This is a genomic window from Pseudoalteromonas carrageenovora IAM 12662, from assembly GCF_900239935.1.
Classification (GTDB): Bacteria; Pseudomonadota; Gammaproteobacteria; order Enterobacterales; family Alteromonadaceae; genus Pseudoalteromonas; species Pseudoalteromonas carrageenovora.
Map to the genome: position 1 here is coordinate 2,753,461 of NZ_LT965928.1, position 13,320 is coordinate 2,766,780.

Genomic DNA, 13,320 nt, shown 5'->3' on the forward strand with positions numbered 1-13,320 from the left:
TTTTGTATAGTTTATACCAATTGCATTTAATTAGTGAGCTATCATAACGCTAAAAAAACAACTCAATAACAAGGCACAAATTATGACATATAGTTGTTCTATATGAGTAATTTTTAACGCAATTAGTAAGTTATTTAATCCGATACAATGCTCATGTTTTTAATAAAATGGGTATCAGTCAGCCCTTAAAACAAAAAAGCCGTGCAATATGCACGGCTTTTAAAATTACGAATTAGCTTTTTGGTGAATGTGAGCCGCAGCTACAAACCCTTCAAATAGCGGGTGACCATCACGTGGGGTTGACGTGAATTCCGGGTGGAATTGCGCGGCAATAAACCATGGGTGATCTTTATTTTCGATAATTTCTACTAATTTTTTATCTTCTGATAAACCAGTAAAGCTCAAGCCTGCTTTTTCAAGCGCTTCTACAAAATTATTGTTTACTTCGTAGCGATGACGATGACGTTCAACAATTTCAGCATTACCGTATACTTCATGTACTTTAGAACCTGGTGTTAAATGACATTTTTGTGCGCCTAAGCGCATAGTGCCACCTAAATCAGATTTTTCATCACGTACTTCAACCTTGCCTTCAGCGTCTAACCATTCAGTAATTAAACCAACGACAGGCGCTTCTGAGTTAGCGTTAAATTCTGTAGAGTTTGCATCAGTTAAACCTGCAACATTACGCGCGTATTCAATAAGTGCCACCTGCATACCTAAACAAATACCTAGGTATGGAACTTTGTTTTCACGTGCGTATTTAGCCGCTAAGATTTTACCTTCAACACCACGTCCGCCAAAGCCGCCAGGAACTAAAATAGCATCTAAATGAGATAGTAGTTCTACACCTTTGCTTTCTAAATCTTGTGAGTCTACGTATTCAATATTAATTGTTAAACGATTTTTAAGACCCGCATGTTTTAGTGCTTCGTTAACTGATTTGTATGCATCTGGTAATTCAATGTACTTACCAACCATACCAATTGTTACTTCACCAGTAGGGTTAGACTCTTGATAAAGTACTTGTTCCCACTCAGCAAGATCAGCTTCTGGCGCATCTAAATGAAAGCGACGGCATACAAAGTTATCTAATTCTTGAGATTTTAATAGCGCAGGAATTTTATAAATGCTGTCTACGTCTGGTAGTGAAATAACCGCTTTTTCTTCAACATTAGTGAACAATGCAATTTTTGCACGCTCGTTGTTAGGCAGTTTACGGTCTGAACGACAGATAAGAATATCTGGCTGAATACCTACAGATCGCAACTCTTTAACAGAATGCTGAGTTGGTTTTGTTTTCACTTCACCCGCAGGGCCTAAAAATGGCACTAGCGTTAAGTGAATAAATAGCGCGCGTTCGCGGCCAATTTCAGTACCCATTTGACGAATTGCTTCAATAAACGGTTGTGATTCAATATCACCTACTGTACCGCCAATTTCTACAATCGCAATTTCATGACCTTCAGCACCGTCGTATACGCGTTGCTTAATGTCATTTGTAATATGTGGAATAACCTGAATAGTTGCACCTAGGTATTCACCACGGCGCTCACGACGTAACACGTCTTCGTATACACGCCCTTGTGTAAAGTTATTACGACTAGTCATTTTGGTACGAATAAAACGCTCGTAGTGACCTAAGTCAAGGTCAGTCTCTGCGCCGTCTTCTGTAACGTATACTTCACCGTGTTGAATTGGGCTCATTGTGCCTGGGTCAACGTTGATGTAAGGATCCAGCTTTAAAATGGTAACGTCTAAACCACGGGCCTCTAAAATAGCGGCTAGTGATGCTGCTGCAATACCTTTACCCAACGAAGAAACAACCCCGCCAGTAACGAAGATAAATTTTGTACTCATGCGAACCCTAGAATATCAGGAATTAAAAGGAATATAACACCCGAGAAAGAGACTCTGGGTATATCATCAAGACGGGGCGAAATTGTACCAAAACACGCCAGCGCAATCCAGCTAAAAATAGTAAATGCGCGCACAAAAAATGTGCATTTTTTAACATTAAACCTATTTCACTTTTTTAATGGCATCCCACGCGTTGTCCATTTCTTCTAGGCTTGCAGTATCTAAACTTTTGCCTTGAGCAATTAAGTACGCTTGTACCTTTTCAAACCGCGCTGAAAACTTATCATTTGCTTGTCTTAAAAGTTGTTCAGGGTCGCGTTTAACATGGCGAGCAACATTAACAGTGGCAAACAGTAAGTCGCCTATTTCTTCTGCTGTATGCTCAGATAGAGGATCGTGTTCGAGCGCTTCTTTTACTTCTAATACTTCTTCGCTCACTTTATCAAGTGCGCCATGATAGCTTGGCCAATCAAACCCTAAGCCAGCAACACGTTGCTGAATTTTTTTAGCTTTACTAAGGCTTGGCATATTTGCCGGAATATCTTGCCAAAGCGAAGTATTAACCGGTGAAGCTTTTTCAGCACGTTCTTGTGCTTTAATTGCTTGCCATTGCTTTGCTAACTGCTCGTCAGTTAACGCTTGCTGCTCGTTAAATACATGAGGGTGGCGGCGCACAAGTTTAGTGCTTAGCTGATTTATAACATCATCAAAATCAAATAAGTTTTGCTCTTTAGCTAACTGGGCATAAAACACAATTTGAAAAAGTAAATCGCCAAGCTCATTTTTAAGCTCACCTAAATTATTAGTCTCTATGCAATCGGCAACCTCGTACGCCTCTTCTAGGGTATGAGGAACAATTGATTTGAAATCTTGCTTAAGATCCCACGGGCACCCGCCGTTAGGATCTCGCAAGGTTTGCATAATATTTAAAAGCTCAGTTAATGCGTTTTTATCTGTCATGTTTATTGGCTGCGCTTAGCATCGTGAACACCTTCAATCTGAAGTAGTTTTGAAAGTACTCGATTAGTACCTGATAAGTCATGTACTTCAATTTGCATAGTAAATACGGCAAGTTGGTCTGCGCCAACCGTATTTACGTTCATGTTTAATACGTTGACCTTTTCATTAGCAAGCACAGAGCTTATATCGCGGATTAAACCAGACCGATCGCTGGCCTCAATTTTTATGCTCAGTGCATAAGAGCCATTAATATCGTCAGACCAACTTACTGAGATCACGCGTTCAGGATGCTGTGTTTTTAAGTTATTAAATGCGTCGCAGTCATCTTTATGAACACCAATACCACGGCCTTGGGTTATATAGCCAATTATTTGGTCGCCAGGCACAGGACGACAACACTTAGCTACATGACTCATTAAGCTACCAACACCGTCCACTACAATGCCGTTTTTATCACCCGTTACTTTACTTGGTGCTTTAAAACGTATAACCGGTTCATCTTCTGTACGGTCGCTAACAAAGTTAAGCATTTGGTTTAAGCGTACATCACCTGCGCCAATGGCAACCATTAAGTCATCGAGCTCTTTAAAATTAAAGCGCTTGATGGCGGGATCTAAATCTTTGTAGGTTAAATCAAGCTTTTGTAACTCACTGTCGAGGATTTCTTTACCCGCACTTAGGTTTTTATCGCGGTCGAGCTGCTTAAACCAGTGATGTATTTTAGCTCTTGCACGTGATGATTTAATATAACCTAATGATGGATTAAGCCAGTCTCGGCTTGGATTAGGTTGCTTTTGAGTCAGTATCTCTACTTGATCACCCGTTGATAACTGATGTGTAAACGGCACTATTTTGCCAAATACTTTAGCGCCTATGCACCTGTGACCTACGTTTGAGTGAATGTAGTAGGCAAAATCAAGCGGTGTAGCACCTAATGGTAAATCAATAATATCGCCACTTGGGGTAAAAATGTACACACGGTCTTCTACTACTTGGTTTTTTAGCTCTTCGGCTAAATCGCCCCCATCAACGACTTCTTCTTGCCATTGCAGTAATTTACGCAGCCAACTAATTTTTTGCTCGTAACCTGAGCCTCGTCCAGGTAATGCGCCTTCTTTATACATCCAGTGCGCAGCAACACCTAGCTCAGCATCTTGATGCATATCGCTGGTGCGTATTTGTATTTCTACGGTTTTGCCCTCAGGGCCAAATACCACAGTATGAATAGACTGATAACCATTTTGCTTTGGTGTGGCAACGTAGTCATCAAATTCTTTATTAAGATGACGCCAGTTTGTATGTACTATGCCAAGCGCGCCGTAACAATCTTGTAGACGCTCAACCACAATACGCATTGCGCGAATATCAAAAAGCTGATCAAACTCGTAGTTTTTCTGCTGCATTTTTTTAAAAATGCTGTAGATATGTTTAGGCCGCCCGTACACTTGCGCTTCTATACCGGCCTCACTTAAGCGGTTTTTTACCTGCTCAACCATATCTTCCATATAGGCTTCGCGAGCAAGTCGTTTATCATCTAACTGTTTGGCAATGCCTTTGTAGGTATCTGGGTGTAAATACCTGAACGATAAATCTTCAAGCTCCCATTTTAATTGCCCTATTCCTAAACGGTTTGCAAGTGGTGCAAAAATATCGGCTGTTTCTTTTGCGGCAATAACTCGCTCTTCTTCGTCGGCATCTTTTACATTACGTAAATGACATACCTGCTCTGCAAGTTTAATAACAACAGCGCGTACATCTTCAACCATGGTTAATAGCATTTTTCGGATATTATCGACCTGCATAGTGCCTTTACCTTGGTGCGATAAAGTACTAATAGTGGCCATTTGCGCTACACCCGTTAGCAGCATAGCAATGTTATTACCTAGCTGCTCTTCTATGATTTCAAGCGATATAAGATCATTTAAAAAATAAGGCGTTAAATATGCAGTAGCTAACGATTCAGGGTCAAGATTTAGCTCAGCTAAAATTTCTACCATTTCGATTGCTGTGTTTTGCCGGCTTTGGTTATCACATTTATCGCACAGGGCTTGGGCTTGATTTAGTAGCTCTGTTTTTTCCTCAGACAAGCCAAGTAACGAAAGCCGCGTGCTAAAGTCTGTACTCTCATCTTGTTGATGTGATTGTCGTGTAGCTACCATAGTGCGCTTTACCTCCGTTGAAATAACGCCATAGTTTCGATATGCCCTGTATGAGGGAACATATTCATTAGCCCAATTTTATTAAGATCAAAGCCTGCTTGCGAAATAATTGCACTGTCACGGGCTAAAGTAACAGGGTCACAAGACACATATAAAATAGTTTTAAACTGCTTCAGTGGTAATTGCTCCAAAACAGCCATTGCACCTGTACGAGAAGGGTCAAGCACGAGTACGTCTAACTCTTTACTAAACCACTGCGCGTTTTGCATATTTTGCGTTAAATCAAAACAATGAAACTGCGTATTAGTAATTTGGTTAGTTTGCGCATTTTGAGCAGCCATTGCAACAGCTGAAGTGACGCCTTCAACACCAATTACCGATTTGGCTTGTTTTGCCAACACTAATGAGAAATTACCAATACCACAAAACAAATCTAATAGATTTTCGTCCCCATTTAAATTAAGCCAATTTGCAGCTTGCTTTAACATAGCTTCGTTAACTTGCGCATTAACTTGAATAAAATTACTTAAACCAAATTCAAATTTTAGATCTAAATCTTTAAGGTAATAAAATGGCATCGCTAAGTGCGAATGATCAATAACGTCACTCTCGCTTTGCCATACAATAGTATATTGCTGGTTAAGTGCAGCTTGCTCAACTATTGCCTTAAATTCATCGTTAATTGTTTTTGTGTGACGAATAACCACAAAGTTTTGCTCATCACTTTGGCATAACTGCAGGTGACTTATACTGTGAAGCGCTTTATGTTGATTAATTAACTCATCAAAAAGAGTAAATACATTTGCAAAAACATCATTAAGTACCGCGCATTTATTAATACTTACAATGTTTTTAGAGCCACTGGCTCTGTAGCCTACACGCATTTTTTTAGCGGCTTTATCAAACATAACGGCAATCCGAGCACTGCGCCTGTAATGAGTTGATTTGCTCAATAGCGGAGTTTGCCAATTCAGCTCTTTTAATTTAGCAAATTTATTAAATAATTGAGTAACCGCTGTTTGCTTTTCAATAACTTGCTGAGCAACTTCTAGGTGCTGTAACTGGCAACCACCGCAGTGATTATAATGCTCGCAAAATGCATCTGTTCTAAATTCACTGGCGTTTATTACTTTTATTACCTTAGCACTACTGTATTTCGCTTTATCTTCAACAAGTGTTGCTTTAACCGTTTCATTAGGTAATGCACCACTTACAAAACACACTTTATTTTTATGCTTAGCAATACCACGCCCTTGGTGATCTATACCTGTGATATTTAATTCTAATGTTTGTTGCTTAAGCGGTTTTTTTTTCGCTTTAAAAATTTGCGCCATTAGGCATTACCTTCACTTTATTTGTAATGCACCTATGTTTAGATGCTTTAGAATGCGAGTTGAACCGTATATACTCAAATCATACTAATAATGATAATAACGCTCCCATTATGACCAAATTAGGCTTACGCGATTCTGTTTTAACACTGACCCTGATCCCAACGGTGATCATAGGATTACTACTTGGTGGCTATTTTACAATAAATCGTTACATTGAGCTTGATGAAATTTTATATCAACAAGGCGCAACTATTTCTGAGCCGCTTGCTATTGCCCTTGAGCAACCTATGCTTGAAAAAAACAAACAATTATTAAATCGCCTTATTAGCTATACACATAACAAACACTCCCCTGCAATCAAATCGATAGCGATTTTTGATAAAAATAATGAGCTGTTAATGACCAGTAATTACCACCGCTCATTTGACAAGCTTATTAACCAGCAAACACTACAAAATTTAAAAACGACTCATGTGCAAAAAAATGCAGAGCTCATCACTTTTTTTACGCCAGTCATTAACCATACAAGTCATGATTCTAAATGGGACCCTTCGGCTTTTCAGTCATCACTTGGTACTGTAATTTTACAATTAAATAAAGACCAAGCCGTTATTGGCCAGCAACGAGCGCTATTAATTAGCGGTATTGTTATTATTTTGTCGCTGGTGTTTGCCGCTATTTTGGCATTAAGACTTAGCCGTATGTTTATGAACCCTCTTAATAAGTTAGTACTTGCCACCGACAAACTTGTTGAAGGAAAAAGAAACACTGGCTTAACCGATAGCATGATTGGTGAATTTGAGCTGCTACGCGAAGGTTTAAATACCATTGCTCACACTATGGTGATGCAAAAAGATGAGATGCAAAAAAATATTGACCAAGCAACCAGCGACTACCGTGAAACACTTGAGCAATATGAAACCTCAAATATAGAACTCTCATTTGCTAAAAAAGAAGCGCAAGACGCTAACCGAGTTAAATCAGACTTTTTAGCTAAAATGAGTCACGAGCTGCGCACTCCGCTTAATGGTGTTATTGGCTTTACCCGCCAACTTTATAAAACGCCACTTAATAAAAATCAAAAAGATTACCTTGATACAATTATGCTCTCGGCAAATAGTTTAATGACCATAATTAGCGATATTTTAGATTTTTCTAAACTTGAAGCGGGTGCAATGGAGCTTGAGTCAATTCAGTTTCAACTTCGCGATGCTGTTAATGAGGTAATGACATTACTAGCGCCTAGTGCACACGAAAAACAATTAGAGTTATCTATATACATAAACCAGCACGTGCCAGATGATTTAACCGGCGACCCAACGCGCTTTAAACAAGTTTTAATAAACCTTTTAAGCAACGCGATTAAGTTTACTGAGAAAGGCTCAATTAAGGTCGATATAAGTCACCGGTTACTCGATGACGAGCGTGCTTCTTTATTGGTTTCGGTAACCGATACTGGTGTGGGTATCCCTATGGCCAAAAGGGATTCACTATTCACCCCTTTTGGCCAAGCAGATTCAAGTATTACACGTAAATTTGGTGGCACAGGCCTGGGGCTTATTATTACCAAGCATATAGTTGAGGCGATGAGCGGCCGCATTACATTAAACTCAGCACCAGGTAACGGCACATGTTTTACATTCAATAGTGTATTTAACTTACCAAACCATATATTTACTAACGACTTACCATCGAAATCGCTCATTGGTAAGCGTATTTTATATTTAGAGCCGCATGAACATACACACCATGCAGTGCTTTCATTATTAACTCAGTGGCAATCAAACGTAACAGCGTGCTTTAACGAGACCAGCTTTTTAGATGCTATTAAAAATAGCGAATATAAATATGATATTTGTTTAATTGGCCATATGGCGTCTGTTGATGATATGCAGCAGCTAAAAAGCTATGTAAAAGCCGTACGCGAATCAACCGACTACTTATATTTAATGCTTAATACTGTATCGCACAACATGCGAGAAGCGTTTATAGGCAGTGGCGCTGACGCTTGTTTGAGTAAACCGCTTAATCACCGTAAGTTATGTGAAGTACTTGCTGCGCCTTATAGACTTGATCACCCTACTCATAATATTGAGCAAAATGAGCAAGCTTTATTACCATTAAAAGTGCTTGTTGTTGACGATAACGACGCTAACTTAAAACTTATTTGTACGTTATTAAAAGAGCAAGTAGAGGTTGTAGAAACCGCTCATAATGGCTCTCAAGCATACAGCTTAAGCAAAAGTCATAAGTACGATGTGATATTTATGGATATACAAATGCCAATAATGGATGGCATTACCGCATGTAAGCTTATTCGCGAATCATCATTAAATGAAGATACACCTATTATTGCAGTAACAGCCCATGCGCTTCACAGTGAAAAAGAACAACTTTTAAAAGATGGTTTTAAAGGCTATTTAACTAAGCCTATTGATGAGGATATGTTAAGCCAAATTATTTGCGATCATAGCCCACAAACACCTATAAACCGTGATAAAGCTAAAATAGATATTCCACAAAGCCCTGCTCCATTTCAAAGTACTCGAATTGACTGGGCGCAGGCATTGCAACGTGCTGGCGGCAAAAGCGAGTTAGCACTCGAGATGCTTAATATGCTACTGCTAAGTGTGCCTGAAACACTCACACTCCTTGCTAAAGCTATTGAAAGTAATGATTGTAAGCAAGTACTTAGCATAGTGCACAAGTTTCATGGTGCATGTTGTTACACCGGCGTACCTAAGCTTAAATCACTAGCAGAAACCATTGAAACATCACTCAAAAGTGAATGCATACTAGAGAATATTGAACCTGAGTTATTTGAGCTTCAAGATGAGCTTGAAAATTTATTAGCTGATGCCAATGTCACCGAGCTTCAACGCTAGCTTACGGCTACTTAAACTAAGTTGCTTAAATTCAGTAACTTAAATTTAGTTACTTAAACTAAAAAAGCGCAGTAAAACTGCGCTTTTGTAAAATTTAAATCAAAGATAAAAATTACATTCTTGCTTCAATCATTAATCGCTTCATATCGCGCACGGCTTTATCAAGGCCATCTATAGCTGCACGAGCTATAATAGCGTGGCCAATGTTTAGCTCGTATATTTCGGGCATTTCAGCAATTGGCTTAACGTTATGATAATGAAGGCCATGTCCTGCATTTACAATTAAGCCTATGCTTGCTGCATATTTAACGCCTTCGCGAATGTGCTCAAGCTCTTTATGTAAGTCAGTGTCATTAGTAGCGTCGGCATATGCGCCAGTGTGTATTTCAACAAATGGAGCGCCACATTCTTTTGCTGCGTCTAACTGCACTTTATCTGCATCAATAAATAGCGATACTTTAATACCCGCATCACCAAGAGTTTTAGTCGCAGCTTTAATTTTATCTATATTGCCAGCTACATTTAAGCCACCCTCAGTCGTTAGCTCTTCACGTTTTTCAGGTACTAAACACACGTACTCAGGTTTTACTTCAAGCGCTATTTTTATCATTTCATCGGTAACAGCGGTTTCAAGATTCATACGAGTTTGAATAGTTTTAGCCATTACATAAACGTCACGGTCTTGAATATGGCGTCTGTCTTCACGTAAATGAATCGTAATGCCATCAGCACCTGCGTGCTCAGCTACACTGGCTGCGTGAGCCGGATCTGGGTAGTTTGTTCCACGTGCTTGGCGAAGTGTTGCAATATGATCTACGTTTACACCTAAAAGAATATCTTTCATTGTTCTACCTGTAAAATTACGTTTATTGAGAGGCCATAAATAGCTCACGGCTTTTTAATGGTTTACTACCTAGTAAGGGCTTTAATAAATAGCGACTTAATTGCTTTGCCATATATAGCACATCGCTTTGGCTAAAGTCATGATTTGCAATTGCATTAAGCTGTTTACCACTAAATCCTGAGCGTACATCGTCTTGCATTAAAAAACCAAGCTCAGGGAAATAGCTATACGTAAGCGCTTCGTCTATTGGCTCACCGCTTGCGTCAAAACTAAAATCGACACCGTAGCCTAAAAGCTCTAACAATTGAAACTCGTATGAGCGCAGCACAGCTTGCAAATTAGCACCGCTATTAAGGTTACCAAGGTGAGATTTGTAAAGTTCAAATACTTGTTCAATGGGTTCATTAACAGGCACAATACGATTAGTTAATTCATTTAAATAAAAACCACAGTATAACTCGTCACCTTTTAAATAATGCGGGTTACCATGTAATTCGAATTTATTGATATATTTTAAATCATACTTGCCGCTGTAGTGAACAAGTAATGCCTGAAACGGCTGAAGTTGTGCTTTATGCTTAGTGGCCTGGCGGCCACTAATTCGCGCCAGCATTCTTAACTGGCCCACGCCCTCTACCAGCATATCAAGCATTACTTGGGAGTCACTATAAGGACGCCGATGTAACAAATACGCTGTGTAGAAGTCGCTATCCATTCATTAAGCTGCTTATTGGTTTAGTCTTCACCGTAACCTAAGCTTCTAAGTGCTCGTTCGTCATCAGCCCAACCAGATTTAACTTTTACCCAAAGTTCTAAAAATACTTTGTTGTCGAGCATTTCTTCAATGTCTTTACGGGCTTCACGGCCAATCGTTTTTAGCTTTTCGCCTTTATTACCGATTACCATGCGCTTTTGTGTTTCACGCTCAACAAGTATTAACCCGTTGATATGCCATACACCGTTTTCTTGCCATTTAAACTGCTCTATTTCAACAGTTACAGAATATGGAAGTTCTTCACCCATGAAGCGCATTAGCTTTTCACGAATAACCTCTGCTGCCATAAAGCGCATAGAACGATCGGTAACGTAATCTTCAGGGAAGTAAAACTCACAAGGAGGTAAGCGTTTAGTTACTTCTGCTTTGATCAAATCAACGTTTTTACCTTGTGTTGCCGATACTGGCATAATGCCAACAAAATCAAACTTGTCACCAAGCTCTTTCATGTGAGGTAGCACTAAATCGCGGTTTTTAACTTGGTCAATTTTATTTATAACCAATAATACCGGCTTACCACTTTGCGACACCTTATTAAGTACCATTTCGTCATCAGCATTCCAATGAGTGCCTTCAACAACAAAAATAATAAGCTCTACATCACCAATTGAACTAGACGCTGCACGGTTCATTAAACGGTTAATAGCACGCTTTTCTTCAACGTGAAGACCTGGTGTATCTATGTATACCGCTTGGTGTTTACCTTCGGTATGAATACCCATAATACGGTGGCGTGTAGTTTGTGGTTTGCGCGAGGTAATACTTACTTTTTGCTCAATGATTTCATTAAGCAAAGTTGATTTACCTACGTTTGGGCGACCAACAATGGCAACCATTCCACAAAATGTATCTACATCACCTTCATGAGGTTGTATTAAGGTATCAAGGTTCATTTTTAAGTATCTTCAATGCTTTTTCGGCAGCTTTTTGTTCGGCTTTACGGCGCGAGCTACCAACAGAAATTATGCTATCCATTCCATCAACAATACATTCAACCGTGAATGTTTGATTATGTGCTTGGCCTTTAGTGTCAACAACAGTGTAACCCGGTAAAGATAATTTACGGGCTTGTAGATACTCTTGCAGCAGGGTCTTCGGATCTTTTTGATTAAGCCCTGGTGAAATAGCATCAAGTCGAGACTCGTACCACGCTAAAATTAGTTCTCCGCAGCGTTCAATATCTGAATCTAAAAATACTGCGCCAATAATGGCTTCAACTGCATCAGCAAGTGTAGACTCACGGCGGAAACCTCCACTTTTAAGCTCACCCGGCCCCAAGCGCAAGTAATCGCCTAGGCCAAATTCGAGACCAAATTCAGCAAGAGTTTGGCCACGCACAAGCGTAGAACGCATACGGCTTAAATCGCCTTCGCGTGCTTTTGGAAATTTAGCATAAAGCGCATTGGCAATTACAAAGCTTAATATTGAGTCGCCTAAAAACTCTAGTCGCTCATTATGTTGACCTTTGTGGCTGCGGTGCGTCATTGCTTGTTCAAGTAAACCTTGATCAGCAAATACATAGCCAATTCTATTATATAATTCTGTTACATTTTTTTTCATTGTTACTGAATATTACCTAGGCGTTCAAAACGAACACCAGTTGGAACCCATCCTGGTAAAACATCATCTGGGCCATTTTCAAATTCAAAACTCATCCATATAAAGACAGCTTTACCCACCAAGTTTTCTTTTGGTACAAAGCCCCAAAAGCGACTATCTTGGCTGTTATCGCGGTTATCACCCATCATAAAATAATGATCAGCAGGTACAGTCCATTCATCTGAAGGTGTGCCTGGTTGCTGATAGTAACGCCCTTTTCTTTCAGGTGCGCGTGGGTTGATTAAAATGTCGTGCTTTAGTGTAGTTAAATTTTCGTTTACACGTGCAAGCGACATTTGGCCTTGTTTAAATTCGTTATCATTAATTAGTTTAAAATCAATTTTATTGAATTCATTGCATAGAAGCTCGCCCTGTTGGGTTTCACCTTCTTTACAGTTTGGTTGAATATATAAACGCTTATCGCGATAAACAATTTTATCGCCCGGTAAACCAATTGCGCGTTTAATATAATCAACTCTTTCATCTAACGGATATTTAAAAACAACAATATCACCACGTTCTGGCTCACCCATATCAACTAACTGAGTACGCCAAACTGGGTCTTTAATTCCGTAAGAATATTTTTGCACTAAAATAAAGTCGCCAACTAATAAAGTAGGCATCATTGAACCTGATGGAATCTGAAACGGTTCAAAAATAAATGACCTAAAAATAGTAATAGCTGCAATCATCGGAAAAATCGACTTTGCAGTTTCAGTTATTACTGGTTCTGGTGCTATTAGTGCAGCTGTTTCTTCATCTAACTGGCTGCCAGCAGAGGTTTGCGCTATAGCCAAACGCTCTTGCCTTTTTGGCGCATACAACAGGTGGTCTATTAACCATATTAAACCTGAGCCTAAGGTTAATAACACCAATAAAACTGAAAAGTAACCAGCCATCTATA

The 13,320-nt window shown here is 39.4% G+C and carries 10 protein-coding genes; 1 reads left to right on the forward strand and 9 read right to left on the reverse strand.

Annotation, left to right across the window (positions count from 1 at the left end):
• Positions 1-225: 225 nt before the first annotated feature.
• The 4 genes from ALFOR1_RS12445 to rlmD all read right to left on the reverse strand — a co-directional run bounded on the left by ALFOR1_RS12445 (position 226) and on the right by rlmD (position 6,313).
• Complete coding sequence (locus tag ALFOR1_RS12445; protein ID WP_058548612.1) at positions 226-1,860, reverse strand: CTP synthase; 1,635 nt, start codon at positions 1,858-1,860, stop codon at positions 226-228.
• A 162-nt stretch (positions 1,861-2,022) separates the two neighbouring features.
• On the reverse strand, positions 2,023-2,820 hold the full coding sequence (mazG, locus tag ALFOR1_RS12450) for a nucleoside triphosphate pyrophosphohydrolase (RefSeq protein ID WP_104643152.1): 798 nt from the start codon (positions 2,818-2,820) through the stop codon (positions 2,023-2,025).
• A 2-nt stretch (positions 2,821-2,822) separates the two neighbouring features.
• A complete protein-coding gene (gene relA, locus ALFOR1_RS12455; RefSeq protein WP_058548614.1) occupies positions 2,823-4,979 on the reverse strand; it encodes a GTP diphosphokinase in 2,157 nt (718 codons plus the stop codon).
• Between the two features lie 8 nt (positions 4,980-4,987).
• Positions 4,988-6,313, reverse strand: coding sequence for a 23S rRNA (uracil(1939)-C(5))-methyltransferase RlmD (gene rlmD, locus ALFOR1_RS12460; protein WP_104643153.1), 1,326 nt, complete (start codon positions 6,311-6,313; stop codon positions 4,988-4,990).
• A 110-nt stretch (positions 6,314-6,423) separates the two neighbouring features.
• Here rlmD and barA point away from each other — a divergent pair, with 110 nt between their 5' ends.
• Positions 6,424-9,198 carry a two-component sensor histidine kinase BarA gene (gene barA / locus ALFOR1_RS12465; RefSeq protein WP_104643667.1) on the forward strand — a complete coding sequence of 925 codons (2,775 nt, stop codon included), beginning with the start codon at positions 6,424-6,426 and terminating at the stop codon, positions 9,196-9,198.
• Positions 9,199-9,310: 112 nt separating this feature from the next.
• Here the strand turns inward: barA and pdxJ are convergent, their stop codons facing one another.
• From pdxJ to lepB, 5 genes are read right to left on the reverse strand one after another with little or no spacing between them, the layout of a single operon-like run.
• Positions 9,311-10,042 (reverse strand): pyridoxine 5'-phosphate synthase, encoded by a 732-nt coding sequence (pdxJ, locus tag ALFOR1_RS12470; protein WP_058548616.1) that lies wholly within the window; start codon positions 10,040-10,042, stop codon positions 9,311-9,313.
• 22 nt (positions 10,043-10,064) lie between these two features.
• The gene (gene recO, locus ALFOR1_RS12475) at positions 10,065-10,757 is read right to left on the reverse strand and encodes a DNA repair protein RecO (protein ID WP_058548617.1); all 693 of its coding nucleotides are present in this window, start codon (positions 10,755-10,757) and stop codon (positions 10,065-10,067) included.
• Between the two features lie 20 nt (positions 10,758-10,777).
• Positions 10,778-11,710, reverse strand: a complete 933-nt coding sequence (gene era / locus ALFOR1_RS12480; protein WP_058548618.1) for a GTPase Era — start codon at positions 11,708-11,710, stop codon at positions 10,778-10,780.
• Positions 11,700-12,377 (reverse strand): ribonuclease III, encoded by a 678-nt coding sequence (rnc, locus tag ALFOR1_RS12485; protein ID WP_058548619.1) that lies wholly within the window; start codon positions 12,375-12,377, stop codon positions 11,700-11,702. The genes era and rnc overlap by 11 nt, the downstream gene beginning before the upstream one ends.
• Before the next feature lie 2 nt (positions 12,378-12,379).
• Complete coding sequence (gene lepB, locus ALFOR1_RS12490; RefSeq protein WP_058548620.1) at positions 12,380-13,315, reverse strand: signal peptidase I; 936 nt, start codon at positions 13,313-13,315, stop codon at positions 12,380-12,382.
• Between the last annotated feature and the right edge of the window lie 5 nt (positions 13,316-13,320).